Origin of the sequence: Brevundimonas sp. (genome assembly GCF_019636155.1) — a bacterium.
GTDB lineage: Bacteria > Pseudomonadota > Alphaproteobacteria > Caulobacterales > Caulobacteraceae > Brevundimonas.
Genome location: NZ_JAHBYB010000010.1, coordinates 1 through 26,230, shown reverse-complemented (window position 1 = coordinate 26,230; position 26,230 = coordinate 1). Strand labels below are relative to the sequence as shown.

Annotated in this window: 27 protein-coding genes and 1 tRNA gene; 9 read left to right on the top strand and 19 right to left on the bottom strand. The window is 71.0% G+C overall.

Annotated features, from left to right (window positions below; genetic code table 11):
• Position 1: 1 nt before the first annotated feature.
• The 7 genes from lnt to dnaK all read right to left on the bottom strand — a co-directional run bounded on the left by lnt (position 2) and on the right by dnaK (position 8,636).
• The gene (gene lnt / locus KF910_RS11195) at positions 2-1,582 is read right to left on the bottom strand and encodes an apolipoprotein N-acyltransferase (RefSeq protein WP_292262866.1); all 1,581 of its coding nucleotides are present in this window, start codon (positions 1,580-1,582) and stop codon (positions 2-4) included.
• Positions 1,579-2,019 carry an rRNA maturation RNase YbeY gene (gene ybeY / locus KF910_RS11190; RefSeq protein WP_292263033.1) on the bottom strand — a complete coding sequence of 147 codons (441 nt, stop codon included), beginning with the start codon at positions 2,017-2,019 and terminating at the stop codon, positions 1,579-1,581. Before ybeY ends, lnt begins: the two co-directional genes overlap by 4 nt.
• A 17-nt stretch (positions 2,020-2,036) precedes the next feature.
• Complete coding sequence (locus KF910_RS11185) at positions 2,037-3,047, bottom strand: PhoH family protein (protein ID WP_292262862.1); 1,011 nt, start codon at positions 3,045-3,047, stop codon at positions 2,037-2,039.
• Positions 3,047-4,474, bottom strand: coding sequence for a tRNA (N6-isopentenyl adenosine(37)-C2)-methylthiotransferase MiaB (gene miaB / locus KF910_RS11180; RefSeq protein ID WP_292262860.1), 1,428 nt, complete (start codon positions 4,472-4,474; stop codon positions 3,047-3,049). The genes KF910_RS11185 and miaB overlap by 1 nt, the downstream gene beginning before the upstream one ends.
• Positions 4,475-4,516: 42 nt before the next feature.
• Positions 4,517-5,266 (bottom strand): 4-hydroxy-tetrahydrodipicolinate reductase, encoded by a 750-nt coding sequence (gene dapB / locus KF910_RS11175; RefSeq protein ID WP_292262858.1) that lies wholly within the window; start codon positions 5,264-5,266, stop codon positions 4,517-4,519.
• Entirely contained in the window at positions 5,263-6,462 is a 1,200-nt protein-coding gene (gene dnaJ, locus KF910_RS11170; RefSeq protein WP_292262856.1) for a molecular chaperone DnaJ, read from the bottom strand. The genes dapB and dnaJ overlap by 4 nt, the downstream gene beginning before the upstream one ends.
• A 251-nt stretch (positions 6,463-6,713) precedes the next feature.
• The gene (gene dnaK / locus KF910_RS11165) at positions 6,714-8,636 is read right to left on the bottom strand and encodes a molecular chaperone DnaK (protein ID WP_292262854.1); all 1,923 of its coding nucleotides are present in this window, start codon (positions 8,634-8,636) and stop codon (positions 6,714-6,716) included.
• A 272-nt stretch (positions 8,637-8,908) separates the two neighbouring features.
• On the opposite strand from dnaK, the gene KF910_RS11160 reads away from it, so the two are divergent.
• The 3 genes from KF910_RS11160 (at position 8,909) to KF910_RS11150 (ending at position 11,178) form a co-directional block, all read left to right on the top strand.
• A complete protein-coding gene (locus KF910_RS11160; RefSeq protein WP_292262852.1) occupies positions 8,909-9,304 on the top strand; it encodes a hypothetical protein in 396 nt (131 codons plus the stop codon).
• A gap of 202 nt (positions 9,305-9,506) precedes the next feature.
• The gene (locus KF910_RS11155; protein ID WP_292262847.1) at positions 9,507-10,226 is read left to right on the top strand and encodes an alpha-ketoglutarate-dependent dioxygenase AlkB; all 720 of its coding nucleotides are present in this window, start codon (positions 9,507-9,509) and stop codon (positions 10,224-10,226) included.
• Between the two features lie 61 nt (positions 10,227-10,287).
• On the top strand, positions 10,288-11,178 hold the full coding sequence (locus KF910_RS11150; RefSeq protein ID WP_292262842.1) for a dienelactone hydrolase family protein: 891 nt from the start codon (positions 10,288-10,290) through the stop codon (positions 11,176-11,178).
• A 437-nt stretch (positions 11,179-11,615) separates the two neighbouring features.
• Here KF910_RS11150 and KF910_RS11145 read toward each other — a convergent pair whose 3' ends face one another.
• From KF910_RS11145 to hemC, 5 genes are all read right to left on the bottom strand, one after another.
• On the bottom strand, positions 11,616-12,098 hold the full coding sequence (locus tag KF910_RS11145) for an SRPBCC domain-containing protein (RefSeq protein WP_292262838.1): 483 nt from the start codon (positions 12,096-12,098) through the stop codon (positions 11,616-11,618).
• Positions 12,091-12,438, bottom strand: a complete 348-nt coding sequence (locus KF910_RS11140) for an ArsR/SmtB family transcription factor (protein WP_292262836.1) — start codon at positions 12,436-12,438, stop codon at positions 12,091-12,093. Before KF910_RS11140 ends, KF910_RS11145 begins: the two co-directional genes overlap by 8 nt.
• Positions 12,439-12,516: 78 nt before the next feature.
• Positions 12,517-12,592, bottom strand: a tRNA-Thr gene (locus KF910_RS11135).
• Positions 12,593-12,627: 35 nt separating this feature from the next.
• Positions 12,628-13,305, bottom strand: a complete 678-nt coding sequence (locus KF910_RS11130) for a uroporphyrinogen-III synthase (RefSeq protein WP_292263031.1) — start codon at positions 13,303-13,305, stop codon at positions 12,628-12,630.
• Positions 13,306-13,325: 20 nt separating this feature from the next.
• Positions 13,326-14,264 carry a hydroxymethylbilane synthase gene (gene hemC / locus KF910_RS11125; protein WP_292262823.1) on the bottom strand — a complete coding sequence of 313 codons (939 nt, stop codon included), beginning with the start codon at positions 14,262-14,264 and terminating at the stop codon, positions 13,326-13,328.
• Between the two features lie 41 nt (positions 14,265-14,305).
• On the opposite strand from hemC, the gene tsaD reads away from it, so the two are divergent.
• The 3 genes from tsaD to KF910_RS11110 are packed head-to-tail and all read left to right on the top strand — an operon-like array spanning position 14,306 to position 16,846.
• Positions 14,306-15,448: a tRNA (adenosine(37)-N6)-threonylcarbamoyltransferase complex transferase subunit TsaD gene (gene tsaD / locus KF910_RS11120; protein ID WP_292262818.1), complete on the top strand. Its 1,143-nt coding sequence runs from the start codon at positions 14,306-14,308 to the stop codon at positions 15,446-15,448.
• A 13-nt stretch (positions 15,449-15,461) separates the two neighbouring features.
• Positions 15,462-16,460, top strand: a complete 999-nt coding sequence (locus KF910_RS11115) for an NAD(P)H-dependent glycerol-3-phosphate dehydrogenase (protein ID WP_292262815.1) — start codon at positions 15,462-15,464, stop codon at positions 16,458-16,460.
• On the top strand, positions 16,457-16,846 hold the full coding sequence (locus KF910_RS11110) for a Rieske (2Fe-2S) protein (RefSeq protein WP_292262808.1): 390 nt from the start codon (positions 16,457-16,459) through the stop codon (positions 16,844-16,846). The genes KF910_RS11115 and KF910_RS11110 overlap by 4 nt, the downstream gene beginning before the upstream one ends.
• Positions 16,847-16,852: 6 nt before the next feature.
• Here KF910_RS11110 and KF910_RS11105 read toward each other — a convergent pair whose 3' ends face one another.
• From KF910_RS11105 to KF910_RS11090, 4 genes are read right to left on the bottom strand one after another with little or no spacing between them, the layout of a single operon-like run.
• Positions 16,853-17,671 (bottom strand): creatininase family protein, encoded by an 819-nt coding sequence (locus KF910_RS11105; RefSeq protein WP_292262804.1) that lies wholly within the window; start codon positions 17,669-17,671, stop codon positions 16,853-16,855.
• Positions 17,672-17,722: 51 nt separating this feature from the next.
• Positions 17,723-18,322, bottom strand: a complete 600-nt coding sequence (locus tag KF910_RS11100) for a TetR/AcrR family transcriptional regulator (RefSeq protein ID WP_292262799.1) — start codon at positions 18,320-18,322, stop codon at positions 17,723-17,725.
• A gap of 1 nt (position 18,323) precedes the next feature.
• On the bottom strand, positions 18,324-19,895 hold the full coding sequence (locus KF910_RS11095) for a DHA2 family efflux MFS transporter permease subunit (protein ID WP_292262795.1): 1,572 nt from the start codon (positions 19,893-19,895) through the stop codon (positions 18,324-18,326).
• Entirely contained in the window at positions 19,892-21,013 is a 1,122-nt protein-coding gene (locus KF910_RS11090) for an HlyD family secretion protein (protein WP_292262781.1), read from the bottom strand. Before KF910_RS11090 ends, KF910_RS11095 begins: the two co-directional genes overlap by 4 nt.
• Positions 21,014-21,145: 132 nt before the next feature.
• Between KF910_RS11090 and nth the strand changes: the two genes are divergently transcribed.
• Positions 21,146-21,832 (top strand): endonuclease III, encoded by a 687-nt coding sequence (gene nth, locus KF910_RS11085; protein WP_292263029.1) that lies wholly within the window; start codon positions 21,146-21,148, stop codon positions 21,830-21,832.
• Here nth and KF910_RS11080 read toward each other — a convergent pair.
• Entirely contained in the window at positions 21,813-22,697 is an 885-nt protein-coding gene (locus tag KF910_RS11080) for an ATP-grasp domain-containing protein (protein WP_292262775.1), read from the bottom strand. The genes nth and KF910_RS11080 overlap by 20 nt on opposite strands.
• Before the next feature lie 80 nt (positions 22,698-22,777).
• Here KF910_RS11080 and KF910_RS11075 point away from each other — a divergent pair, with 80 nt between their 5' ends.
• Positions 22,778-23,797, top strand: coding sequence for an adenosine kinase (locus KF910_RS11075; protein ID WP_292262773.1), 1,020 nt, complete (start codon positions 22,778-22,780; stop codon positions 23,795-23,797).
• Positions 23,798-23,800: 3 nt separating this feature from the next.
• On the opposite strand, the gene KF910_RS11070 is transcribed toward KF910_RS11075, so the two are convergent.
• Both KF910_RS11070 and timA read right to left on the bottom strand, forming a co-directional pair.
• Positions 23,801-24,952 carry an MltA domain-containing protein gene (locus tag KF910_RS11070; RefSeq protein ID WP_292262767.1) on the bottom strand — a complete coding sequence of 384 codons (1,152 nt, stop codon included), beginning with the start codon at positions 24,950-24,952 and terminating at the stop codon, positions 23,801-23,803.
• Positions 24,949-25,560: a TIM44-related membrane protein TimA gene (timA, locus tag KF910_RS11065; protein ID WP_292262763.1), complete on the bottom strand. Its 612-nt coding sequence runs from the start codon at positions 25,558-25,560 to the stop codon at positions 24,949-24,951. Before timA ends, KF910_RS11070 begins: the two co-directional genes overlap by 4 nt.
• Before the next feature lie 151 nt (positions 25,561-25,711).
• Between timA and secB the strand changes: the two genes are divergently transcribed.
• Positions 25,712-26,230 (top strand): protein-export chaperone SecB (gene secB, locus KF910_RS11060; protein ID WP_292262758.1); only part of this gene is annotated, 519 nt, incomplete at its 3' end.

Genomic DNA, 26,230 nt, shown 5'->3' with positions numbered 1-26,230 from the left:
ATCATTGTGGCAAGACCCGACGACGGCCCCCGAGAAACGCGGGCGACAGGCCGGCCAGGATCATGAACAGGACCGGAAGATCGCCGAACCGGCCGTAGGGTGTCACGGCGGTCGGATGCGGAAGGCGGACATCGATCACCCCGCTCTCGCCGGCGTTCAGACGGTCGTGCGCGCCCACTCGGCCCCAGGAGTCGATCAGGGCCGAGACCCCCGTCGGGGTCGATCGGACGATGGGCAGTCCGGTCTCGATCGCCCGATAGGCGGCCAGGTTCAGATGCTGGACCGGACCGGAGGTCGCCCCGAACCAGGCGTCGTTCGAGATGTTGACGATCCACCCCGGCCGGCCGCCGGCGCCGGGGGTGAAGCCGGGATACAGCCCCTCGTAGCAGATCAGGGGCTGGGCCCGTCCAGCGCCGGGAATCTGGATCGGGGCGGGGCGGGGCCCGGCGCTGAAATCCGCCGGCACATGCACCAGGCTGCGTACGCCCAGGGCGCTCATCACGGCGCCGAGGGGCAGGTATTCGCCGAACGGCACCAGCCGGTATTTGTCATAGACGGCGGCGATCCGCAGCCCCGCCGCCCCTTCGTCGTGCAGGACGAACAGGCTGTTGAAATAGCGGGCGCCGCCCTCGGCCGACGGATCGGCCTGGCCCCGGCTGAGGCCCATGATCAGGGTCTGGCCCGGCTGGAGCGCCCGGGCCAGGGCGTCCGCCTCGGGCGATCCTGGGCCGAAGACGTCGGCCGCCGTGGCCGGAAGTGCCCCCTCGGGCCAGACCACCACATCGGGTCGGACGGCGGCCGGCTGGGTGGTCAGGTTCAGGTAGCGATCAACGATGGATCCATAGGCGTCGGCCGACCATTTGTAGTCCTGGGCGATGTCCGCCTGGACGATCCGCACCGTGACCGCGGTCGGCTGGACCCGCGCCTGGGCCAGGCGCACCGTTCCGCCCAGCACCAGGCCCGCCAGGGCCAGGGCGCCCAGCCCGGCGGCGACGATCCGCCCGCGCCGCGGCCCGGCCACGGCCAGGGGCCCGAAGGCCGCGAAGGCGGCCACGGTGACCAGGCTCAATCCATAGACCCCGGCCACGGCCGCGAACTGGGACGCCGCCGATCCCGCCTTCCACCCCGCTCCGGCCGGGTTCCAGGGGAAGCCGGTCAGAACATGGCCGCGCAGCCATTCCAGCAGGCCGAACAGGGCCGCGAAGACCAGCACGCGCCAGGCGTCCGGGCGCGCGAACCGGCGATACAGGGCCATGGCCGCGGCCCAGAACAGGCCCAGCCCCATGGGCAGCAGGCTGGCCGCGAAGGGCGCCATCCAGGCCTGGGCCGGATTGACCAGGAAGGCCTCGGCCACCCACCAGCAGCCGATCAGGAAATAGGCGAACCCCGCCAGCCAGCCCATCCAGGCCGCCCCGCGCACGGTCGCCGACCGTTCGGCCAGCAGCATCAGCAGCGGATAGCCCAGCATGCCGGGCAGAAAGCCGAACGGCGTATGGGCCAGGGCCGCCCCGGCGCCCGCCGCCAGGGCCAGGCCGATGCGCGCCCAGCGATGGCCCAGAACCGTCTCGATCCGCCCCGTCATCGGTCCCCCGCATAGGGATCGGCCACGCCCAGGGTCGCCAGGATGGTCCGCTCCTCGGCCTCCATCGCCTCGGCCTCGGCCTCGTCTTCATGGTCCCGGCCCCGCAGGTGCAGAACCCCGTGCACGACCAGATGGCTCAGGTGATCGGCGACCGTCTTGTTCTGTTCCGCCGCCTCGGCGACGCAGACGCCGTGCGCCAGCACCAGGTCGCCCAGATGCGGCCGCGCCGTCTCGGGCGCCGGAAACGACAGCACGTTCGTGGGCCGGTCCCTGCCCCGGAACCGGGCGTTCAGATCCTGCACCGCCGCATCGTCGGTCAGCAGCACGACCACCGCACCCTCGACGTCGCCCAGGGCGGCGGAGGCCGCCGCCTGGACACGCGCCTCGACGTCAGGGACCGTCGCCCAGGCCTCATCCTCGATCTCGATGTCGATCACGGGCGCGGCCACGGCGATCAGTCCGCGTCTTCCAAGTCGGGGGCGGGGCGGCGCTTGGCGGCGTCGGCGTCATAGGCGCGCACGATCCGCTCGACCATGGCGTGGCGAACCACGTCCTCAGCCCTGAAGGTCTCGATCCCCACCCCCTTGACCCCGTCCAGGATGCGCAGGGCGTGGGCCAGGCCGGAATCGCGCGGATTCAGCAGATCGACCTGCGACGGGTCGCCCGTCACCACCATACGCGAGCCTTCGCCGACGCGGGTCAGGACCATCTTCATCTGCAGGCGAGAGGTGTTCTGAGCCTCGTCCACGATGATGAAGGCGTGGCTGAGCGTCCGGCCGCGCATGAAGGCGATGGGGGCGGCCTCGATCTCGCCCTTGTCGCGGCGCCGGCGCACCTCGTCCGGCCCCAGTATGTCGTCCAGCGCCTGCCAGATCGGCGCCAGATAGGGATCGACCTTCTCGTTCAGATCGCCGGGCAGGAAGCCCAGCTTTTCGCCCGCCTCGACCGCCGGGCGGGTGACGACCAGCCGGTCCACCTGGCCGCGCCGCAGCAGGCTGGCGCCATAGGCCGCCGCCAGGAAGGTCTTGCCCGTGCCCGCCGGGCCGACGCCGAAGCTCAGCTCGCACCGCGCCAGGGTCTCCAGGTACCGGGCCTGGGCCGCCGTCTTGGGCACGATGGCCCCGCGCCGTCCGACCGGCAGGGCCACCGATCCGCTGGGGCTTTCGACCGTCGGGGCGTCGGCGCTGGCGGCGGGCATGGCCCGGCCCATGACGGCGCCCAGGGCGGCGCGCACATCGGCCTCGGTCACCTCGGCGCCCATGGCGGCGCGCGAGGCCAGGTCCTCTATCACCCGCCGGGCCTGGCCGCGATCCCGCGCCGAGCCGTTGACCGAGACCCCCGCGCCGGGCTGTTCGATCAACACCTTGAAGGCGTCCTCGACCAGGGCGATGTGGCGGCTGGCCGGGCCGACCACGGCCGCCAGTTCGACCGCGTTCAGGGGAATGAAGTCGGTGTCCTTCGCCACTATGCGGCCTCTGTCGGTTGACGCGCGACGTCCGCCCCGTCGCGGGTCGCCGAAGGCGTAACGAGCCGGCCGGTCAAACTGTTCTGCTGTCCGCTGGTGATGGTCACCGGGACGATACGGCCGATCAGGTCGCGCGCGTCCTCGACATGGACCGACTGCAGATAGGGCGAGCGGCCGATGGCCTGCTGGCGATGACGGCCGACCTTTTCGAACAGCACGGGCAGGGTCTTGCCCGCCTGGCTTTCGTTGAAGGCGATCTGCTGTTGAATCAACAGTTGCTGAAGCGCGTGCAGACGGTCCTTCGCTACCTGGGCCGGGGCCTGGGCCGCCATGGTCGCGGCGGGCGTGCCGGGGCGCGGCGAATAGATGAAGGAGAAGGCGCTGGCGTAACCGACCCGGCGCACCAGATCCATCGTGTCCTCGAAATCGCGGTCGGTCTCGCCAGGGAAGCCGACGATGAAATCGCCCGACAGGGCCATGTCCGGTCGCGCCTGGCGGATGCGGTCGATCAGGTCGAAATATTTCGCCCGGCCGTGCTTGCGGTTCATCAGCCGCAGGATGCGGTCCGACCCCGACTGCACCGGCAGGTGCAGATAGGGCATCAGGGCGTCCAGATCGCCATGGGCGGCGATCAGTTCATCCGACATGTCGTTGGGGTGGCTGGTGGTGTAGCGGATGCGGTCGATGCCGGGGATGTCTGCTAGGGCATAGGCCAGGCGCGCCAGGGTCGAGGGTTTTCCGTCCGGACCTTCGCCGTCATAGGCGTTGACGTTCTGGCCCAACAGGGTGACCTCGCGCACCCCGCGCGCCGCCAGTTCGCGGGCCTCGGCCAGGATGGAGGCGACCGGCCGCGACCATTCGGCCCCGCGCGTATAGGGCACGACGCAGAAGGTGCAGAATTTGTCGCAACCCTCCTGCACCGTCAGGAAGGCGGTCACCCCCTCCACGCCGCGCGTGGCGGGCAGGGCGTCGAACTTTTCGACCGGGGCGAAGTCGGCGCCGATGCGTTCGCCCCGCGCCCGCGCCGTGCGGGTCAGCAGCTCGGGCAGCTGGTGATAGGCTTGGGGCCCGACCACCAGATCCACCGCCGGCTGGCGGCGCATGATTTCTTCGCCCTCGGCCTGGGCCACGCAACCGGCCACGGCGATGGTCATCGCCCCCGCCCCGGCCTGGGCCTTCTCCTCCTTCAACATCCGCAGTTTGCCCAGCTCGGAATAGACTTTCTCGGCCGCCTTCTCTCGGATGTGGCAGGTGTTCAGGATGACGAAGTCGGCGTCTTCGACCGTGTCGGTCGCGGCATAGCCCAGCGGGCGCAGGATGTCGGCCATGCGCTCGGAATCATAAACGTTCATCTGACAGCCGTAGGTCTTGATGAACAGGCGGCGCGGGGCGCAGGCGGCGATCTCTGGGTCCGGGGTCCGGGTCATCGGCGCTGTTTAGAGCATTTTCGAACGCGCCGCGACGGGCTGTCAGGCCTGGCGGAAGCCCAGGACATCCTGCATGTCGTAGAGGCCGGGGCGGCGGTTGCGCACCCAGGCGGCGGCGGCCACGGCGCCCTTGGCGAACAACGACCTGTCGATCGCGGAGTGGCTGAGGGTCAGGACCTCGTCGTCCGAGGCGAACATGACCGTATGGTCGCCGACGATGCCGCCGGCGCGCAGGGCGGCGAAGCCGATGCGGCCGGTCTGGCGCGGCTCGCCCACCCCGTCGTGCGGGGGGCTGCGGACATCATCCAGGTCGACGCCACGCCCGCTGGCGGCCGCCTCGCCCAGCATCAGGGCGGTGCCCGAGGGGGCGTCGGCCTTGCGCCGGTGGTGAGCCTCCAGGATCTCGATGTCCCAGTCGCGGGCGTCCAGCCGCAGGGCCGCGTGCTCGACCAAACCAATCAGGATGTTGACGCCCAGCGAGAAATTGCCGCTGCGGACGATGGCCGTCCCTTCGGCGGCCGCCTGGATGGCGGCCTCCTGTTCGGGGGTGAAGCCGGTCGAGCCTATGACCAGGGCCGGGCCGCCCCGGGCCGCCGCCTGGCGCGCCAGCTCGACCGAGGCCTCGGACGTCGAGAAGTCGATCACCACGTCGCACAGGGACAGGTCGGGGGTCTCGCCGCGATCGAACCGGGCCGCCACCATGACGTCGTCGCGAGCGTCCAGAACCTGGGACACGGCGCGGCCCATGCGGCCCCGCGCCCCGGAGATGCCGACGTGGAAGGGCGCGCTCACGCCACCCCGGCCTTGTCGCTGTCGCCCAGGATGTCGGCCCAGAAGCGTTTGGCCTTGCCGGCGAAACTGGTGTTGCGCGGCGTCTGGGTCTCGCCCAGGGAGGCGGACAGTTCGGACAGCAGCTCCTTCTGGCGCGGGGTCAGGTCGGTGGGGGTCTCGACGAACAGTTCGACCACCAGGTCGCCGCGCTGGCGGCCGTTCAGATGGGGCATGCCCTTGCCCTTTATGCGAACCGTCTTGCCGGTCTGGGCGCCCGCCGGCACCTCGACCGCGGCCTTGCACTTGCCGTCGCAGGCCTCGGACACCAGGCAGGGGGCGTCCACGATCCCGCCCAGGGCGGCGACGGTCATGGGCACGGGCACGGTGACCAGCAGGTCCAGGTTGTCGCGCTCGAACAGCTCATGCGGGGTGACCGACAGGAAGACATACAGGTCCCCGCGCGGGCCGCCGCGCTGGCCGGCGTCGCCCTCGCCCGACAGGCGGATGCGCGAGCCGTCATCGACGCCGGCGGGAATCTTCAGGTTCAGCTTGCGCGTGCGGCGCACCTGGCCGTGGCCGTGGCAGGTGGTGCAGACGTCGGCGGCGGCGATGCGCCGGCCGGCCCCGCCGCAATGGGGGCATGTCCGCTCCATCTGGAAGAAGCCGTTGGCCTGGCGGATGCGGCCGGCGCCGTTGCAGGTGGTGCAGGTGGTCGGCTGGGCCCCCTTCCGGGCCCCCGAGCCGTCGCAGACATCGCAGGCGGCGGTGGAGGGCACGGCGATCTCGACCTCGGCCCCGCGATAGGCCTGTTCCAGGCTGATCTCCAGGTCGTGGCGCAGGTCCGAGCCCCGGCGCGGTCCGGCGTCGCCCCGTCGCGGCCCACCGGCCCGGCCGCCGAAGACGTCGCCGAAGGCGTCCCCGAACACCTGGGAGAAGATGTCGTTGATGTCGTGGAAGCCCGCGCCCCCGGCGCCGAACGGATTGCCGCCGGGCCCGTCGCCGACATGGCCGAACCGGTCATAGGCGGCCCGCTTCTGATCGTCGGACAGGACGCTGTAGGCCTCGGACACTTCCTTGAAGATGGCCATGGACTCTTCCGAGCCGCCGTTGCGGTCGGGGTGATGCTGCATGGCCAGCTTGCGATAGGCCGATTTCAGCCCCGCCGCGTCGACCGTGCGTTCGACGCCCAGGATCTCGTAATAGTCACGCGTCGCCATCCGGCGTTGATCCTCTTACCCCGCCTCGCGGCGCCTCTTTGCGGGCGCTGGTCGAAGGCGTCGACCCGATCCAGACATGGGGACCGGGCCGTTCGATGCAAGTTCCCTGACAATCCTCCCCCACCGGGGGAGGGGGACCGCGAAGCGGTGAAGGGGGCCGCCGCGCATACCGAGCGTGGGCCGCCCCCTCCACCCCGGCGCTGGCGCGCCGCGGTCCCCCTCCCCCTGCGCTAGGCTGGGGGGAGGATTTATCAGGCGTCCTTCTTGTCGTCCCTCGAATCGGACTCCGGCGAGACTTCCTCGAACTCGGCGTCGACCACGCCGTCGTCGGCGGGCTGGCCCTCGGCCGAGGCGCCGTCGCCGGCGCCCTGCTGGGCCGCATACATGGCCTCGCCCAGTTTCATCGAGGCCTGGGCCAGGGTGTTGGTCTTCTCGCGGATGGCCTCGGGGTCCGTGCCGTCCTTGGCCGACTTCAGGTCCTCAAGGGCCGTCTGGATGGCGGCCTTCTCGGTCTCGCCGATCTTGTCGCCATGCTCGCCCAGGGCCTTTTCGGTCGAGTGGATCAGGGCGTCGGCCGAGTTCTGGGCCTCGACCAGGTCCTTGCGGGCCTTGTCGGCCGCGGCGTTGGCCTCGGCCTCCTTGACCATCTTGTCGATGTCGGCGTCCGACAGGCCGCCGTTGGCCTGGATGCGGATCGACTGCTCCTTGTTGGTCGCCTTGTCCTTGGCCGTCACGTGCACGATGCCGTTGGCGTCGATGTCGAAGGCGACCTCGATCTGGGGCATGCCGCGCGGGGCCGGCGGAATTCCCATCAGGTCGAACTGGCCCAGGATCTTGTTGTCCGCCGCCATCGGGCGTTCGCCCTGGAAGACGCGGATGGTCACGGCCGACTGGTTGTCGTCGGCCGTCGAGAAGGTCTGGGCCTTCTTGGTCGGGATGGTGGTGTTGCGTTCGATCAGCGGGGTGAAGACGCCGCCCAGGGTTTCGATGCCCAGGGTCAGGGGGGTCACGTCCAGCAGCAGGACGTCCTTGACGTCGCCTTGCAGAACGCCGGCCTGAACGGCGGCGCCCAAGGCCACGACCTCATCGGGGTTGACGCCCTTGTGCGGCTCCTTGCCGAAGAATTTCTTCACCGCTTCCTGGACCATCGGCATGCGGGTCATGCCGCCGACCAGGACGACCTCGTCGATGTCCGAGGCCTTCATGCCGGCGTCGGCCAGGGCCTTCTTGCACGGTTCGATGGTGCGCTGGACCAGGTCCTCGACCAGGGATTCCAGCTTGGCGCGGGTCAGCTTGATGTTCAGGTGCAGCGGCCCCGAGGCGTTCATGGTGATGAAGGGCAGGTTGACCTCGTACTGGGCGGTCGAGCTGAGTTCCTTCTTGGCCTTCTCGGCCTCTTCCTTCAGCCGCTGCAGCGCCAGCTTGTCGGCGCGCAGATCGACGCCCTGCTCCTTCTTGAACTCGTCGGCCAGGAAGTCGACCAGGCGCAGGTCGAAGTCCTCGCCGCCCAGGAAGGTGTCGCCGTTGGTCGACTTCACCTCGAACACCCCGTCGCCGATCTCCAAGATCGAGACGTCGAAGGTGCCGCCGCCCAGGTCATAGACCGCGATCTTCTGGCCGTCGTTCTTCTCCAGCCCGTAGGCCAGGGCCGCCGCCGTCGGTTCGTTGATGATGCGCAGGACTTCCAGCCCGGCGATCTTGCCGGCGTCCTTGGTCGCCTGGCGCTGGGCGTCGTTGAAATAGGCCGGGACGGTGATGACCGCCTGGGTCACCTTCTCGCCCAGATAGGCCTCGGCGGCCTCCTTCATCTTGCCCAGGGTGTAGGCCGAGACCTGCTGGGGCGAATAGTCCTTGTCGTGGGCGCGCACCCAGGCGTCGCCGTTCTGGCCCTTGACGATGTCGAAGGGGACCATCCCCTTGTCCTTGGCCACCACCGGGTCGTCATAGTTGCGGCCGATCAGGCGCTTGATGGCGAAGAAGGTGTTGGACGGATTGGTCACCGCCTGGCGGCGGGCCGGCTGGCCGACGAGGATCTCGCCCCCGTCCTGGATGGCGACGACCGAGGGGGTCGTGCGGGCGCCTTCGGCGTTCTCGATGACCTTGGGATTGCTCCCGTCCATCACCGCGACGCAGGAGTTGGTGGTGCCGAGGTCGATGCCGATGATCTTGGCCATGGGCGTTCTTTTTCTCTTTCGTAACGGCGGGCGATGCGGCGGCCTTGGATCAAGCGCCGCGCGTGACCGCCCCCTTGGGTTGAAGTCCTGATCCGGCGGGGGCGCCGGGTTCGGACCCGATATGGGAAAGCCCGCAGGCCCTGCAAGGGCTTTGGTCCGCGCCCCTCTTTTCGATGCGTCAGGCCGCGTCAGGTGCGACAACCGGCGAAATGCGGCATAACGGCGTCATCGCTGCTCCGAACGGGGGGCGGCCTGTTTGGAGAGAGATTGAGATGATCCGCCTGAAGTCCGCGGCCCTGTGCGCCGCCGCAGCCGCCACGGCCCTGGGCGCCATGGCCTTCGCCCCCGCCCCGGCCGCGCCCGCCGCCGGCGAGAAGACCGCCGTGATCCATGTGTCGCGCGACGGCTACAACCGCCGGGTCCGCGTTCACAACCAGACCGGCTGGACCATGCTGCGCTTCTACGCCTCGGATTCGCGCACCACCAGCTGGGAAGAGGACATCCTGGGCCGCCGCGTCCTGGAATCGGGCCGCAGCCTGACCATCAACATCGACGATGGTTCGGGCGCCTGCGTCTATGATTTCCGCGCCGAGTTCACCAACGGCCAGGTCCTGACGCGGATGAACGTCAACGTCTGCCAGATCGCGGACTACTACTACACGCGCTGATCTGTTTAGGGCGCTAACGCTCGGCTCGCGGAGCCTCGCTTCTTGAGCGCATGTCTGGGGCGCTAACGCTCGGCTCGCGGAGCCTCGCTTCTTGAGCGCATGTCTGGGGCGCTAACGCTCGGCTCGCGGAGCCTCGCTTCTTGAGCGCATGTCTGGGGCGCTAACGCTCGCCGCGCGGCGGCTCGCTGCTTGAGCGCAGGGGATGCACGCCTATGTTTGGGGCGTGAGCGAGCGGCGCGAGATCGAGACCGGCTTGGAGGGCTTCCGGCTTTGGCCGGGAGCCCTTTGCGCTGACGAACAGGCCGCCCTGGTCGATCGGGTTCTGGCGGCGGCGGCCGAGGCGCCCTTCTATCGGCCGGTGACGCCGGGCGGAAAGCCGATGTCGGTGCGGATGACCAATCTGGGGCCCCTGGGCTGGGTCACGGACCGCAGCGGCTATCGCTATCAGCCGATCCATCCCGTCACCGGCCGGCCGTGGCCGCCGATCCCCGACGCCCTGACGAGGCTGTGGGAGGACCTGCTGGGCGGGCCGGGGCCGGACGCCTGCCTGGTCAATCTGTATGAGGCCGAAGCGCGGATGGGCCTGCACCAGGACCGGGACGAGGCAGACCTGACGGCCCCGGTCCTGTCCGTCTCCCTGGGGGACGCGGCGCTGTTCCGGATCGGACCGGCGGGCGGAGGGCCGACGCGATCCTTCCGCCTGAGTTCGGGCGACGTCTGCGCCCTGACCGGGCCGGCGCGGCTGGCGCGGCACGGGATCGACCGCATCTGGGCCGGCTCATCCCGCCTGATCCCGGGCGGCGGCCGGCTGAACCGAAAGCCTCACCGCTCTCGCGCCAGCGTATCATCCCGCCTGATCCCGGGCGGCGGCCGGCTGAACCTGACCCTCAGGCGGGCCGGCTCTTCGTCACGCGCATCGTGACTCGACGCCGTGGCGCGGCGGCGGCACAGTCCGCGCCCGACCGCGATGCGAAAGGCCGCCGATGACCCTGCTTCCCCGTCCCGAGGGTTTCGAGCCCGCCGACCTGCAGCTGAGCCGCCGCCTGCTGGGCGGCCTGTTCTTCGCCGGATACGCCGCCGCCGCCCTGGCCCAGGACGCCCGACCGGTGGCCACATCCGCCGAGGGCCTGACGACCGAGGACGTGACCTATCGCGCGCCGGACGGTTTCGACCTGCCCGCCTTCGTCGCCCGGCCCCAGGGCGACGGCCCCTTCCCGGTGGTCATCGTCGTGTCCGAGATCTTCGGGGTGCACGAATATATCCGCGACATCTGCCGCCGCCTGGCCCAGGCCGGCTACGCCGCCGTCGCCCCCGCCTTCTTCGTCCGCGTCGAGGATCCGGCCCCCCTGACAGACATGGGCCGCATCCAGCAGATCGTGGCCGCCGCCGGCTATGAGCAGGTGATGGGCGACATCGCCGCCACCCTGGAATGGATCGACGGCCAGATGTGGGCCGATGCGGACCATGTCGGGATCACCGGCTTCTGCTGGGGCGGCAAGGTGGTCTGGCAGGCGGCGGCGCGGTTCGCCGCCATCGACGCCGGGGTGGCCTGGTATGGCCGCCTGGCCCCCGCCGCCGACGCCTCGGCGGACCAGGTCGCCGCGGGCCGCCCCTGGCCGGTCGACCTGGCGGGCGACCTGAAGGCGCCGGTCCTGGGCCTGTACGGCGGCCAGGACCAGGGCATTCCCGTCGAGTCGGTCGAGACCATGCGCCGCGCCCTGGAGCGCGAGCAGGCGGAGGGCAGCGCCATCCACCTCTATCCCGACGCCCCGCACGGCTTCCACGCCGACTACCGCGCCTCCTACCGGCCCGAGGACGCCGCCGACGGCTGGCGCCGCCTGCTGGCCCATTTCGAGGCGCGGCTGAAAGGGTGAAGGTATCGGCAAAGACGTCGTCCCCTCCGAGCTCTGGCAGGCGCCGTCAGCCCTAGTTCCGAGGTCGCAGTTCAAACGAGTGTGACGTGTGCAGGCAGATTGGTTCATCTGCACATCCCGATCTGGCGATCGTGCCCTCCAGGCACATGAACCTGTTGTCGATTTCCCCCAGAGTGTCGGCCATCTCAAAACTGAGGCCTACGCCCGCTCCGCGCTCCCGAAGCCGCAGGTGGGCGGACATCTCCCAGACATTGCGGTTCTCGAACCGGTTCGTCACGAAGCCGCAGACACGAACTGGCTGCCCGACAAATGACGCCGGATCGCGCAAGACCTCCGGCGGAGATGTCGCTTGGTTCGCCGCGACACCGTTGCACGACGACAGCATGGTCAAGATTAAGAGACGCGGTGAGAACTCTCATGTCACGACTCCGATGCCCTCAGATCGCAGCGCCCGGGTCGGCGAGGAGGGCCTCCAGGGCCTCGAACTGCTCGGGCCAGGCGCCGGTGGCGCCCGAGGCCATGGCGGCGTCCAGCGCCTCCCGGGACGGATAGAGGTCGCGCACCACGACCCGTGTCGCCCCGTCGGCTTCCTCGAGGGTCACCGTGGTCACGGCCCCCTCCTCGCCCTCCTCATTGGTCCAGACGATGCGGGAGGGCGGGACGACCTCGATATAGCGGCCGAAGAAGGCCATGGGCTCGGGCGCGGCGGGGTGGCTGATCTCCAGCCGGTAACCGCCGCCGGTGCGGACATCCATCTCGCACGAGACCAGGGTCAGGCCCATCGACTGCGGAATCCACCATTGCCGGAAAAGCTCGGGGCGCGCGAACGCCTCGAACACCAGGCGGGCGGGCGCCTGAACGGTTCGCGAGGCCGTCAACTCCCGGTCCGAGGTCCGTTCGACCCTTGTGCGGCTATCCATCGACTGTCTCCTGTTTCAACTGTTCGACGACCTGGTCCAGGGCGTCGAAGCGCGCGGCCCACAGCCGGCGCCGGCCCTCGATCCAGGCCGCCTCCTCCTCGAAGGCATGCGGCCCCAACCGGCAGGTCCGAACCCGCCCGACCTTTTCGGTGGTGACCAGTCCCGCCCGCTCCAGCACCCCGACATGTTTCTTCATCCCGGTCAGGCTGATGCGGAACCGGTCCGCCAGTTCGGTGATCGAGGCCTCCGACCGCCCCAGCCGCTCCAGAACCCCGCGCCGGGTGGCGTCGGACAGGGCGGCGAAGGAGGCGTCGAGCCGGGCTGTCTGATACTGAACCATTTGGTTCATTATTAGTCTGTGCTCGTGCAGCGCGCAAGAGGGTCGCGCACGGTCCGATGCTGTGGCTTGCTTGAAAGGTGGTGCCGCCTGCGTGACTCGAACACGCGACCCTCGCATTACGAATGCGATGCTCTACCGGCTGAGCTAAGGCGGCCCGGTCGTCGGACGGGCCGACGCGAGCCCGGCTCTTTATACGGACGCGGGCGGCTTGCCAAGACAAGCCGTCAGGGCGGCCAGAAGGGCGGTTTCGTCCGGCGTGGCGGCGACCGCGATGCGGGCGAAGCTCAGGGCCATCAGGGGGGCGGCCGCGGCGTGCGAGATGGCGCAGGCGATCCGATCCAGGGCCTGATCCGGCGTCAGGGCATTGGCCAGGGCGCCGCCGGCGCGGGGGGAATGGATCAGGACGGCGTCGAAGGCCTGGGGCGCCGCCGCCCCTGTGATGACCGCGCGATAGACGGGCAGGGCCTGCACCGTCGCATGGCCCGCGACCAGGGCGTTCAGGTCGCCGGCCGGGATCTCGGCGCCCGGATGCAGCAGGCGCGCGCCCCTCAGGTCCGGGTCGGCGCGGATCAGGGCGGCCAGGGCCTTCAGGTCGCCGCTGGCCGAGCGCGCCTGGGCCCAGCCCGCCGTTCGGGCCGCCAGCGCCGTGGCGTCGCCGACCGCCAGCACCGGCGCGGCGCGGTCGGAGGTCAGGGCCGTCCAGGCGGCGACGGCGTTGGGACTGGTGAAGACCAGGGCGTCATGAGGCTCGGCGAGCGCTTGCACCGCCAGGGGTTCGATCCGCAGCAGGGGCGCGACCAGGGGCGTCAGGCCCATTGCCGCGATCCGGGCGGCGGTGCGGGCGGCGCCAGGTTCGGCGCGGGTGATCCAGACGCGGGCGGGCGCGCTCAGAGCGAGATCCGCTGGTCGCCGGCCTCGTCGCGCACGGCCTGGCCCAGGGACAGGCCCAGGTCACGGGCGGCGTCCGGCCCCGCGGCGGCGGCGATCTCTCCGGCGCGGCGCCAGCGGGCCGAACCGTCGGGGGCCAGCATCTCGACCGTCAGGCGCAGGCGGCCTTCTGCAATGACGCCCAGGGCGCCGATGGCGGTGCGGCACGACCCTTCCAGCGCCGTCATGGCCCCGCGTTCGGCCGCGACGCACAGGGCGGTGTCGGCATGGTTCAGGGCGGTCAGCCAGGGCGCATCGGCGTCTTCGGCCCGGCACTGGAGGGCCAGGGCGCCCTGGCCCGGCGCGGACAGGAAGGCGTCGGGCGACAGCCGTTCGCCGATCACCCCGGCCAGGCCCAGTCGCGACAGACCGGCGGTCGCCAGCAGGATGGCGTCGAAATCCCCGTCCTGAAGCCGTTTCAGCCGCGTATCGACATTGCCGCGCAGCATCTCGATCTTCAGGTCGGGCCTCAGGGCCAGGGCCTGGGCCTGGCGCCGCAGGGAGGCGGTGCCCAGGACGGCGCCGGGCGGCAGGTCGTCGAAGGTCTCGGCGTTGCGGCCGATGAAGGCGTCGCGCGGATCCTCGCGTTCGGGCGCGGCGCCGATGGTCAGGCCCGGCGGCTGTTCGGCCGGCACATCCTTCATCGAATGGACGGCCAGGTCGATGCGGCCGTCCAGCAGCGCCTCTTCGATCTCCTTGGTGAACAGGGCCTTGCCGCCGATCTCCAGCAGGCGGCGGTCCTGGACCCGGTCGCCGGTGGTGACGATCTGGACCAGTTCGACCCGTTCTGGCGCCAGTCCGGCCGCCGCCGCCACGGCCCGCTGCATCATGCCCGACTGGGCCAGGGCCAGTTTCGAGCGGCGGGTGCCGATGCGGATGGGGCCGTCGCTGGGGATCATGAGGCGTTGCGCAAAAGTGGGGGGGTCGCTACCTCGACCCGATGAACTCAGGCGCGGACTATAGCAGCGGGACCGGGGCGACAACCGTCGTCGGGTCGCGCGCCCTGCCCCTGACGGTGCTGGGGTTCGAGACCAGCTGCGACGAAACCGCCGCCGCCGTGGTGCGCCTGACCGATGAGGGGGCGCAGGTGCTGTCGTCGGTGGTGCACAGCCAGATCACGGAACATGCGGCCTTCGGCGGGGTGGTGCCCGAGATCGCGGCCCGCAGCCATGTGGAGATGATCTCCGGCGTCGCCGCCCGTGCGCTGGCCGAGGCGGGCTTGGATTACGCCGACATGGACGGGATCGCCGCCACCGCCGGGCCGGGCCTGGTCGGCGGGGTGATGGTGGGCCTCAGCTTCGCCAAGGGGGCGGCCCTGGCGCGGGGCCTGCCGCTGATCGCGGTCAATCATCTGGAGGGGCACGCCGTCTCGGCCCGGCTGGGGGCGCAGATCGCCTATCCCTTTCTGCTGCTGCTGGTGTCGGGCGGTCATTGCCAGCTGCTGGAGGTGCGCGGGATCGGCGACATGAGCCGGCTGGGCACCACCATCGACGACGCGGCCGGCGAGGCCTTCGACAAGATCGCCAAGGCCATGGACCTGGGCTATCCGGGCGGCCCGGCGCTGGAGCGGCTGGCGCAGACGGGCGACGGGTCGCGTTTCGCCCTGCCGCGCGCGCTTCTGGGGCGCAAGGACTGCGACTTCTCCTTTTCGGGCCTGAAGACGGCCGCGTCGCGCCTGGTCGAGACCTGCGAGACCGACCAGGACCGCGCCGATCTGGCCGACGCCGTCCAGACCGCCATCGCCCGCCAGCTGACCGAACGGTCCGAACGCGCCATGGCCGCCTATGCGGAACGGCATGAACACCGCATGTTTGTCGTAGCCGGCGGGGTGGCGGCGAACCGGACGGTCCGGCGGGTGCTGGAGGATGCCGCCGCAAAACACGGTTTCGCCTTCATGGCCCCGCCCCTGGCCTATTGCACCGACAACGCCGCCATGATCGCCCTGGCGGGGGCGGAACGGCTGGCGCTGGGCCTGACGTCCGAGCTGGATGTGGCGGCCCGGCCGCGATGGCCGCTGGACGAGGCGCGCGCCATGGCCGATCCTGTGCATCAGAAGGTGGGGCGCAAGGGCGCCAAGGCGTAGCTCGGGAGGGCGCATGGCGTTTCGCACGGCGGGGGTGATCGGCGCGGGGGCCTGGGGCACGGCCCTGGCCCAGGTGGCGTCTCGGGCGGGGCTGGATGTCGTGATCCAGGCGCGCGAGCCCGAGGTGGTCGACAGCATACGCGAGCGGGGGGTCAACGACCTGTTCCTGCCCGGCGTGCCGCTGGAGCCCAACATCCGCGCCACCGAGGATTTGGCCGACCTGGCCGACTGCGACCTGATCCTGGCCGTGCCGCCGGCCCAGCATATGCGATCGGTGCTGGAGGCGTTCCGGCCCCATCATCGCGCCGGGGTTCCCATCGTCCTGTGCTCCAAGGGGATAGAGCGCGGCTCGCTGAAGCTGATGACCGAGGTGCTGGGCGAGACCCTGCCCGATGCGCCCCAGGCGGTGCTGTCGGGCCCCAGTTTCGCGGCCGAGGTGGCGCGCGGCCTGCCCGGCGCGGTGACCCTGGCCTGCGCCGACGAGGTTTTGGGCGAGGCCCTGATGCAGACCCTATCGGGGCCGACCTTCCGCCCCTATCTGGCGCCCGATCTGATCGGGGCCGAGGTCGGCGGGGCGGTGAAGAACGTCCTGGCCATCGCCTGCGGCATGAGCGAGGGGCGCGGCCTGGGCCGAAGCGCCCACGCCGCCATCATCACCCGTGGTTTCGCCGAAATGACCCGCCTGGGCGTGGCCCTGGGCGGCCAGGCCGAGACGGTGGCGGGCCTGTGCGGCCTGGGCGACCTGGTGCTGACCTGCTCCAGCCCGCAATCGCGCAACATGAGCCTGGGCCTGGCCCTGGGTCAGGGCCAGACGGTGCAACAGGCCCTGGCGGGCAAGCGCTCGGTGGCCGAAGGCTATGAAAGCGCGCCCGCCGTGCGCCAGCTGGCGGCCAAGATGGGCGTGGACATGCCGATCTGCCTGGCGGTCGCGGACCTGCTGGAAGGCGTCATGACGGTGGAACAGGCCATCGAGGACCTGCTGTCGCGGCCGCTGAAGCCCGAGCGGGAATGAGCGACGCCGAACCCGCGCCGCCGCCGCCCGACCGACCGCGCGTCTGGAAGACGCCGCCGAACGTGCCCCTGTGCGTCGAAAGCGACATCGCCGACCCCGGCGCGCGGTCGTTCGTGCTGCAGATCGGCGAGGCCTTCTTCCACGGCTTCGTGGTGCGGAAGGACGGCCAGGTGGCGGGTTATGTCGACCGCTGCCCCCACGCCGGATACCCGCTGGCGGTCGAGCTGGACCGCTATCTGACGCCGGACGGCGGCCTGATCCTGTGTTCCTGGCACGGGGCGGCGTTCGAGCCTCTGACCGGCGCCTGCGTGGCCGGGCCGTGCGCCGGCGGGCGGCTGACGCCCTGGCCGGTGCAGGTGGCGGGCGGAGTGATCCGCACCGCCTGAGGCTGGTTAGTCCAGCGCCGGCAGGGTTTCCGCGGCAAAGGCCGTGACGTCCTCCAGCAGGGCGGCGGCCGATTTGTCGATGATCTGGCGGCCCTTTTCCGGGCTGGCCTGGGCCGGGTCGGAGCCGATGCGGCCGTCGGGGAAACGGGCGCGATAGTCGGCGGCGTCGCGGATCGGACCCATGGGGGCGATCCTGGGGCTGTAGTCCGCCGTCTTGATCCGGTCGGGATAGGCCGCCTGGGTGACCGCGATCTCGGACGGGGTGGCGTGGGCGCCGTGGCCGGTCGGGAACAGGCTGTTGCACAGGCCATGCACGCCCGGCAGATCCCACCAGTTCTTCAGCTTCAGCGCGAACGGCATGGCCACGCCCTTTTCCCCTAACGCGTCGCGCGCGGCGCTCCGCTGCTTGAGGGGGTGGGCGAAGGACCATTCGGCGTGGATCTCGGCGAAGGCGGCCTCGATGGTGGCGACATTGCCGCCGTGGCCGTTCAGGAAATAGATCCGCTCGAACCCGTGCCGCGTCAGGGACGAGACCCAGTCGCCGATGGCGGCCATGAAGGTGGAGGGCCGCAGCGTGATGGTGCCGGGGAAGCCCAGATGATGCTGGGCCATGCCGATGTTGAAGGTCGGGGCCACGATCACCGCCTCGTTCCGCGCCTCCAGATCATGGGCGATGATCTCGGGGCACAGCCAGTCGGTGCCCAGAAGGCCCGTCGGCCCATGCTGTTCGTTCGAGCCGATCGGCACGACCACGGTCCTGGACAGGGCATCGCCGGACTTCAGCCGGGCGTCGATCTCGGGCCAGGACGACAGGTGGATCAGCATGGGAACGCTCCTCGGGACAGGCCGTCGATCTAGGCCGATCCGGCGCCCCTGTCAGCCCTCGGGGGCGAAGGCGCGGATGAAGCGGCGAGCGGTCTCGCGGGCGCGGGCCTCGATGTCGGCGTCCGGGTGGGGCACGGCCAGGAGGCTGCGCAGATGGCCATGACCCAGGACCATGCCCGAGAACATCTCGGCCGCATGTTGCGGGTCCGGCACGGCCAGCCGCCCCGCCCGGTCCTGGTCCGCCAGCCAGGCGGCGATGCGGCGCAGGCTCTCGCCCGGGCCGGCGTCATAGATGGCGCGCGCCAGGTCCGGCGCCTCGGGCGACATCAGGGCGACCCCGCGCAGGGAGGCGCCCTTTTCGGCGTTGCAGACGCGGCGGATCAGGGCGGCGGCCATGGCCGTCAGCACCGTCTCGACATCGCCGCCGGCCCGCAAGGGGGCGGTGATGGCGTCGCTGCGCCGCGCGGCCAGGGCGCGGGCCACCTCGGCCTTGGAGGGATAGCGGTTGTAGAGGGTCTGTTTCGACACCCCGGCGCGCCGCGCCAGTTCGTTCATCGAGGCGTTCAGCCCCCGCTCGGCGAACAGCAGGGCCGCGGCCTCCAGTATGGCCTCGGTCTTGGCGGCGTCGACCTGACCAGGGGCGCGAGGCATGTCAGTGCGCCTCAGACGCCGCGGCCGCGCCCGAGGGAACGCCGACGGGGCGCGACAGCAGGGTGACGAAGGCGGCGAAGGCGCAGGCCAAGGCCAGGACCGCGAAGGCGTCGCCGAAGGCCAGGGTGGTGGCCTGGCGCTGAAGCATGCCGGACAGGGCCTTCATCGCCGCCCCCTCGGGGTTGGCCGACCCGGCGAACCGTTCGGTCAGGCCGGCGATCAGGGCCGCCATCTGGCTGTGGGTCTGGTCGATGCGCGAAGTCAGCTCGCCCATATGCTGGGCCGTGCCGGTGATCAGGGTGGTGTTCAGGAAGGCCAGGCCGAAGGCGCCGCCGACGTTGCGGCTGAGGTTCACAAGGCCCGAGGCGTTCTTGACCATGTGCGGCGGCAGGGTGGCCATGGTCACCTGCTGGGACGCGATCATGGCGATCATCACCCCGACGCCGCGCATGGCCTGGACCCCGGCGAACTCCCAGAAGCCCCATTCGCTGGTCACCGCGTGGGCGTCCCACATGCCCCAGGCGCACAGCATGAAGCCGCCGAACATCAGGATGCGGGCGTCGACCTTGCGCACCAGGCGACCGGCGAAGGGGCCGGTGGCGAACATGGCCAGGCCGGAGACGACCATGGTGGTGCCCACCTCGGCCGGCGAATAGTCGCGCACCCGCGCCAGGAACAGGGGCAGCAGGAAGGTGCCGCCGAACAGGGCCGCCCCGACCGTGAAGGTCATGATGACGCCGACGGTGAAATTGCGGTTGGCGAAGGCCCGCAGCTCGACGATCGGGTTGCGGTAGGTCAGGGACCGCCAGACGAAGGCCGGCCCGGTGATCGCCGCCACCACCGCCAGCAGCAGGATCATGTCGTCGGCGAACCAGTCGTCCTTGGCCCCCTCTTCCAGCACGAATTGCAGGCTCATCAGGAAGGCGGCCATCAGGGCCAGGCCCCACCAGTCGAACCCCTTGGCCAGGCTGGGGTCGCCCTTGTCGAAATGGGCGTAGCGGCCGACCAGGAACAGCACCAGGACGCCCGGCGCGACATTGATGAAGAACAGCCAGCGCCAGCTGAGCCACTCGGTCAGATGGCCGCCCAGGGTCGGGCCGACCGTCGGCGCCAGGGTGACGATCAATCCCATGACCACGCTGGCGGTCACCCGCTTCTCGGGCGGAAAGGCGGTGAAGGCCACGGCGAAGACGGTGGGGATCATGGCGCCCCCGACGAAACCCTGCAGGGCGCGGAAGACGATCATCATGTCGATCGAGGACGACAGGCCGGTGGCGACGCTCATCACCAGGAAGCCGGTGCAGCTGATCAGGAAGACCTTCTGGGTGCCCCACAGGCGCGACAGATATCCCGACAGGGGGATCATCACCACCTCGGGGATCAGATAGGCGGTCTGGATCCAGCTGATCTCGTCGGCCGAGGCGCTGATGCCCGCCTGGATCTGCGGCAGGCTGGCGGCCACGATCTGGATGTCCAGGATGGCCATGAACTGGCCGATGACCATGCCGGCGAAACCGAGCAGCAGGACCGTCCAGTTGACGCCGCCGTCGGCCCGGGTGGGCGCGGGGCTCACGGACGCGCGACCGCCGGCGTGGCGGCCTGGCCCGTGGTCTGACCGGCGGCCTGGGCCGAGGCCTGGGCGAAGGTGGGGCCCGAGGCGTCGCTCTTCAGATCGACCTTGACCTCGACCGACAGGCCGGGGCGCAGGACGGCGCCTTCAGGGTCCATGACAATCCGGACAGGCACCCTCTGGGTAATCTTGGTGAAGTTTCCGGTGGCGTTCTCGACCGGGATCAGGGCGAATTCCGAGCCGGTGGCCGGGGCGAAACTGTCGATATGGCCGTGCAGCCGCCGGCCGGGGAAGGCGTCGGCGGAAATCTCGACCGCCTGACCGACCCGCAGCCGGCCGACCTGGGTCTCCTTGAAGTTTGCGACCACATAGGTGTGCTGGACCGGCACGATCGACATCAGGGCGCCGCCGGGGCGGACATACTGGCCCGGCCGGACGCCGCGGGCGCCGACGACGCCGGCGACGGGCGCGCGGATCACGGTGCGGTCCAGGGCGATGCGGGCCTGTTCGACCTGGGCGCGGGCCTGTTCGACGGCGGCGACGCTCTGTTCGCGGGTCGAGCCCAGGACGGCGGCGGTCCGCTGTTCGGCGGTCAGGGCGGCGCGGGCCTCGGCCACGGCGGCGGCGGCGGTCTGGGCCGAGGCCTGTTCGGTCTGGATGCGCTGCTGCGAGACCCAGCCCTGTTCGGCCAGGCGACTGTAGCGATCGACCTGGGCGTGGGCCAGGCCGGCCTGGGCCTCGGCCTGGCCGACGGCGGCGGCGCGCGCGGCCACGGTGGCCCTCTCCTGGGCGGCGCGGGCGTCGACATTGCCGACAGCCGCCGTCAGCGCCTGAAGATTGGCCTCGGCCTGGGCCAGGCGAGCGCGGGCGTCGGCGTCGTCCAGCCGCACCAGGATCTGGCCGGGCTGGACCGTCTGATTGTCGCCGACCAGGACCTCGACGACATTGCCCTCGATCTGGGGGCTGATCTGGGTGGTGTCGGCCTGGACGAAGGCGTTGTCGGTGGATTCCCAGCGCTGCTTGCCCTGCCACCAGACCAGGCCGCCGATGATGACGATCAGTCCGACCATCCCCGCGACGATCAGCGGCAGGCGTTTCTTGATTTGGGGCGCGAGGGCCATGGGGGAGTCTCGGCAGGTTCGGGGAAGGCGCGTAAAATGGACACTGTCGTCCAGAAATCAACCGGCCTTGTGCGCCGCAGCGAACACGTCATGTTTCCGCCCGTGACCCGCGCGCCCAGAAGACCCGCCGTCATGACCGGCGCCGCCATCCCGGTCCTGAAATGGCCGCCCGATCCGGATCGGGTCGAGGCCGTCTTCGCGCGGCTGTCGGCCGTGATGCCCGAGCCGAAGACGGAACTGGACTACAGCAGCCCCTTCACCCTGGTGGCGGCCGTCGCCCTGTCGGCCCAGGCCACGGACGTTTCGGTCAACAAGGCCACCGCGCGGCTGTTCGCCGTCGCTGACACGCCCGAGAAGATTCTGGCCCTGGGAGAGGCGGGCCTGGTCCCCTACATCGCCTCGATCGGCCTTTACCGGAACAAGGCGCGCAACCTCATCGCCCTGTCGCGCCTGCTGATGGAAAAGCACGGCGGCCAGGTTCCGCTGAACCGCGCTGATCTTCAGGCCCTGCCCGGCGTCGGGCGCAAGACGGCCAGCGTGGTGCTGAACGAACTGGGGATCGAGCCGGCCATCGCGGTGGACACCCATGTCTTCCGCGTCTCCCACCGGCTGGGCCTGGCCAACGCCGGGACGCCGGACAAGGTGGAGGACCAGCTGCACCGGGTCGTGCCCCCGGCCTATCTGTCCAAGGCGCACCACTGGCTGATCCTGCACGGCCGCTATGTCTGCACGGCGCGCAAACCGAACTGCGCCGGATGCGTGATCTCGGACCTGTGCCCCTCGCGCGCCGGGCTGGCGGCTATGGGCGAGACGCGCTGATCCGGTCGCGCACCGCCCGGGCGAAGCCGGCGCCGCCGGCCGGGTCCTGGGCCAGGTAGAAGTCCGGCTCGATCAGTTCGGCCTCCATCAGCAGCCAGCGGCCGGTTTCGTCCGGCGCCATGTCGATGCGGGCGTAGAGGGTCTCGCGCCCGATGGCGGCCAGGGTCTGTTGGGCCAGGGCCACCGCGCCGGGCGCCGGATCGGCCACGGGATCGTAGCGGCCGCCGAACTGGGTCTGGATGCGGAAATCGCCGCCGGCCGGCCGTTTGTTGACCGCATGGCTGAACCGGCCGCCGAAGAACAGCAGGGAGGTTTCGCCCTCGGTCTCGATGGTCGGCAGATAGGGCTGGATCATGGCCCGGCCGGGCGGTGGGTCGATCAAGGCCTGGCCCGGCGACAGCTTCAGGGTGCGCCAGGCGCCGCCCGACACGGTCGGCTTGACCACCAGGCTGGAAGCCCCGGTCTCGGCGAAGGCCGCATCCACCGCCGCCTGGGTCGCCGTCTCGACCCAGAGGGTGGGCGGGATGGCCACGCCCCGCCCGGCCAGTTCGGCCAGATAGGCCTTGTCGGTGTTCCAGGCCAGCAGGTCCGGCGCATTGGCCACGGGCAGGCCGGCCCGGTCCCAGGCCGCGCAGGCCGCCAGCCACCGCTCCGGCTTCCGGTGATAACCCCAGGCCACCAGCGGCAGGATCAGGGCAAAGCCGTCCAGGCCCGACAGGTCGTCGATCTGTTCGGTCCAGGGGCGGGCGACCGCCTGGAGTCCCTCGCGGTCGAGGGCCTGGGCCAGGCGGTCCAGGACCTGGGGCCACTGGCTGGAATAGGTCGGATCGGCGGGGTCGGGCGTCAGGACGGCGATGGCGGTCATGGCCGTGTTCAAGCCGAAATCGCCGGGCGGCGCCAGCGGGCGCCTTCCGCAGCGGGGATCGAACCGCTAAAGGCCGCGCCATGACCGACGCCTCTCCCGCCCCCGCCCGCTTCGACGTCTGCGCCGTCGGCAACGCCATCGTCGATGTCCTGGCGCCCTGCGAACCGGCGTTCCTGGACGCCCAGGGCCTGGTCCCCGGCTCGATGCAGCTGGTCGACGAGGGCCAGAGCGCGGCCCTGTATGACGCCATGGCCGCCGGGGTCGAGGCCTCGGGCGGGTCGGCCGGAAACACGGTCGCCGGGGTCGGAAGTTTCGGCGGGCGGGCGGCCTATCTGGGCAAGGTGGCGGACGACGCCCTGGGCCAGGTCTTCGCCCACGACATCCGCGCGGCGGGCGTGCATTTCGACACCCCGGCCCTGACCGGAGGCGAAGGCACCGGCCGCTGCCTGATCAATGTCACCGCCGACGGCCAGCGCACCATGTGCACCTTCCTGGGCGCCGCCAACCAGCTGACGGTGGACGACATCGACGCGGCCGTCGTGGCCGACAGCGCCATCGTCTATCTGGAAGGCTATCTGTTCGATCCCGCCCCGGCGCGGGCGGCCTTCGAAAAGGCGGCGGCGGCGGCCCGTGCAGCCGGGCGGCGGACGGCCATCACCCTGTCGGACAGTTTCGTGGTCGGCCGCTGGCGGGCCGAGCTGCTGGACTTCATCGCCGCCTCGGCGGACATCGTCCTGGCCAATGACGCCGAGCTGGCGGCCCTGTTCGAGACCGAGGATTTCGACGCCGCCTGCGATCAACTGGCGGCCCTGGTGGAGGTGGCGGCGGTGACGCGCGGCCCCCAGGGCTCGGTGATCCTGCGCGGCAAGGAACGGGTCGCGGTCGCGGCCTGTCCGGTCGATGCGGTGGTCGACACCACCGGGGCGGGCGATCAGTACGCCGCCGGCTTCCTGCTGGGGCTGGCGCGCGGCCTGACCCTGGCCGAGGCGGGTCAGCTGGGCTCCCTGGCGGCGTCTGAGGTCATCGCCCACTGGGGCCCCCGGCCCATGACCTCGCTGGAGGCCTTAGCTCTGACCAACGATCTGAGCCTGCGGCCGTAGGGCTCAGTTCGTCTTCGGGGCCAGCCGCCACATCCGCAGGGGATGCCGCACGGCCCCGGCCTCCAGCCCCGCCGCCTCGCCCCGGCCCAGATAGAGGTCGGCGCGCACCGGGCCGCGGATGGCCGAGCCTGTGTCCAGAGCCATGACCAGGCCGCGATAACTGGCCCTGGCGCCCACCAGATCGCCGCCGTCCGCCTCGACCCAGACCGCATCGCCATAGCGCCAGGAGGCCGGATCGACGGCGATGGCCCGCCGCTCGGTCAGGGGAACGCCCGCCGCCCCGGACGGCTGGCCGCCGTCGTCGGGGTCCATGCGGAAGAAGATGTAGCGCGGGTTCAGGGCCATGACCGCCCGCGCCTCCTCACCGCGATGGGCCGCCAGCCAGGCGCGGATGGCCTCGCCGCTGGTTCCGTTGGCGGGCAGAAGGCCGCGCTCGGACATCGGCCGGGCGATGCCGGTGAAGGCCAGGCCGTTGTCGGCGGCGTAGGCGGCGCGGGCGCGGCCGCCGTCCTCGAACGTCAGATAGCCCGAACCCTGGATCTGCATGAAGAACAGGTCCTCGGCCCGCATCCAGGCCAAGGCCTGGTCGCCGCGCGCCGCCGCCTCTATGGCCGCGCGATCGGCATAGGGCGCCGTCCCACCGTCGGGGCGGCGGCGCATGAACCGGCCGTCCACACGCTCCAGATCCGCCGGCCGGGCCAGGACCGGGGCGTCGAACTCGGGCGACCAGGCGCGCCGGGCCGGATATTCCGGCGCGAAATAGGCCGTCAGCAGGCCCGGGCGGCCGTCGGGCGTCGTGGCTGGGATGGCGTCGAAATTCTGCTCGAAGAAGGCCCGCGCCTCGCTGGGCGTCGGCAGGCGGGCGGCCCGAGTCATGGCCTGGGCATGTTCGCACAGGACCGGCGCCTCGCGTCCCACGGCGCAGCCCTGAGCATAGGCGTAGAGGGCGGCGAGATGGTTCTCCTGGTCCCAGCCAGGCAGGCTGGCCACCGGCTGGGCGTCGGTCCGGGGCCGGGGGGGCGCGGGCTCGGCCGGGCGGGTCGCGGGGGGCGGCGGCGCGCCAGGGGCCGGCGCCGGTTGGGGCGCGGTGGCGCAGGCGGCCGCCAGCAGGGCCGCCAGGACGACCGCGGCCAGCCGCCTGCGCCCGACGGTCACGCCGAGGCCGGCTCGACCCGGGCCAGGACCCAGTTCGGATTGCTGGCGCCGAGGGGCCGTTCGAAGGTCCAGTGTTCGGCGGTGCGCCGCTCGTCCACCGTCTCGGCCTCGCCCCTGGTCAGGCGGCTGCGCAGTTCGGCCAGGAAGCGCACCTTGGCCACGGCCCGGTCGCCCTCGGCCGAGGCCAGTTCCAGATCGGCGCGCGGCGGATAGACGAACTCGACCTGTTCGCTTTCGCCCCGGGCCTCGCGCGCGGCCATCCCGGCCTCGAACGACTCCATGACGGCAGGGGTCAGCAGGGGTTTCAGCGCCCCTCGGTCCCCGGCTGCATAACCGCGCACGATGGTTTCATAGGCCTGGCGGGCGCCGTCCAGGAACCGGCCGGGATCGAAGGAGGGGTCGCGTTCGCGCAGCCCCGCCGTGGCGGTCAGGACGGCGGCGTCCAGCAGGGTCGGGCGCGGCGCCGCGGCGGCGGCGTCGGCCGGGACGGGCGCGCGGGCGTCCTCCTGAGGCTGGCGGCCGACCTTCTTGCCCAGGACATTGTAGAGCTGGAACAGGACAAAGGCCGCGATGACGGCGAAGACGATGATGGTGAAATGCGAGGGCAAGGCCGACCGGGGGTTCTGGGCGCCAGAGGCGCGACCCCTTCAGGATTAGGCGCCCGGCTCCCCCGGCGCAAGGCGCGGCGTTGCGGCGAGGCGCCGCCCCGTGCTAGTCGCCGCGGCTGTTTCCATTCGCCCGCAAGGCTGCTGACCCGACATGACCGACGCCGCACCGCCCGCCGACACGCCCGAAATCCCCGCTGACGCCGACGCCCCGATCCAGGGCCAGCCGGCCGGTCCGGGCTTCCGCATCCTGGCTCAGTATGTCCGCGACCTGTCGTTCGAGAACCCGCGCGCGCCGGAAAGCCTGCGCATCGACGGCAAGCCCAAGATCGACCTGGGCGTGGAGATGAGCGCCAACGGGCGTCAGGACGGCCTGTTCGAGGTCGATCTGAAGATGTCGGTCAAGGCGACGCACGAGGACAAGCCGGTCTTCCAGGTCGAACTGGTCTATGGCGGCCTGTTCGGTCTGCACGGGGTGTCGGAGCAGGACGTCGAGCCGATGCTGCTGATCGAATGCCCGCGCTACCTCTTCCCCTACGCCCGCGAGGTGATTTCCAAGGCCACGGGCGACGGCGGCTTCTACCCGCCCTTCCAGATCGACCCGATCGACTTCGGCGCCATCTATATGTCGCGCCAGGAACAGATCGCACGCGGCCCGGCCGAAGCCGGCCAG

Coding starts and splice junctions, on each gene's coding strand:
- lnt (WP_292262866.1), bottom strand. CDS start 1,582: ATGACGGGGCGGATCGAGACGGTTCTGGGCCATCGCTGGGCGCGCATC.
- miaB (WP_292262860.1), bottom strand. CDS start 4,474: ATGACCCGGACCCCGGACCCAGAGATCGCCGCCTGCGCCCCGCGCCGC.
- dnaJ (WP_292262856.1), bottom strand. CDS start 6,462: ATGGCGACGCGTGACTATTACGAGATCCTGGGCGTCGAACGCACGGTC.
- dnaK (WP_292262854.1), bottom strand. CDS start 8,636: ATGGCCAAGATCATCGGCATCGACCTCGGCACCACCAACTCCTGCGTC.
- KF910_RS11160 (WP_292262852.1), top strand. CDS start 8,909: ATGATCCGCCTGAAGTCCGCGGCCCTGTGCGCCGCCGCAGCCGCCACG.
- KF910_RS11155 (WP_292262847.1), top strand. CDS start 9,507: ATGCACGCCTATGTTTGGGGCGTGAGCGAGCGGCGCGAGATCGAGACC.
- KF910_RS11150 (WP_292262842.1), top strand. CDS start 10,288: ATGACCCTGCTTCCCCGTCCCGAGGGTTTCGAGCCCGCCGACCTGCAG.
- KF910_RS11145 (WP_292262838.1), bottom strand. CDS start 12,098: ATGGATAGCCGCACAAGGGTCGAACGGACCTCGGACCGGGAGTTGACG.
- KF910_RS11140 (WP_292262836.1), bottom strand. CDS start 12,438: ATGGTTCAGTATCAGACAGCCCGGCTCGACGCCTCCTTCGCCGCCCTG.
- hemC (WP_292262823.1), bottom strand. CDS start 14,264: ATGATCCCCAGCGACGGCCCCATCCGCATCGGCACCCGCCGCTCGAAA.
- tsaD (WP_292262818.1), top strand. CDS start 14,306: ATGAACTCAGGCGCGGACTATAGCAGCGGGACCGGGGCGACAACCGTC.
- KF910_RS11115 (WP_292262815.1), top strand. CDS start 15,462: ATGGCGTTTCGCACGGCGGGGGTGATCGGCGCGGGGGCCTGGGGCACG.
- KF910_RS11110 (WP_292262808.1), top strand. CDS start 16,457: ATGAGCGACGCCGAACCCGCGCCGCCGCCGCCCGACCGACCGCGCGTC.
- KF910_RS11105 (WP_292262804.1), bottom strand. CDS start 17,671: ATGCTGATCCACCTGTCGTCCTGGCCCGAGATCGACGCCCGGCTGAAG.
- KF910_RS11100 (WP_292262799.1), bottom strand. CDS start 18,322: ATGCCTCGCGCCCCTGGTCAGGTCGACGCCGCCAAGACCGAGGCCATA.
- KF910_RS11090 (WP_292262781.1), bottom strand. CDS start 21,013: ATGGCCCTCGCGCCCCAAATCAAGAAACGCCTGCCGCTGATCGTCGCG.
- nth (WP_292263029.1), top strand. CDS start 21,146: ATGACCGGCGCCGCCATCCCGGTCCTGAAATGGCCGCCCGATCCGGAT.
- KF910_RS11080 (WP_292262775.1), bottom strand. CDS start 22,697: ATGACCGCCATCGCCGTCCTGACGCCCGACCCCGCCGATCCGACCTAT.
- KF910_RS11075 (WP_292262773.1), top strand. CDS start 22,778: ATGACCGACGCCTCTCCCGCCCCCGCCCGCTTCGACGTCTGCGCCGTC.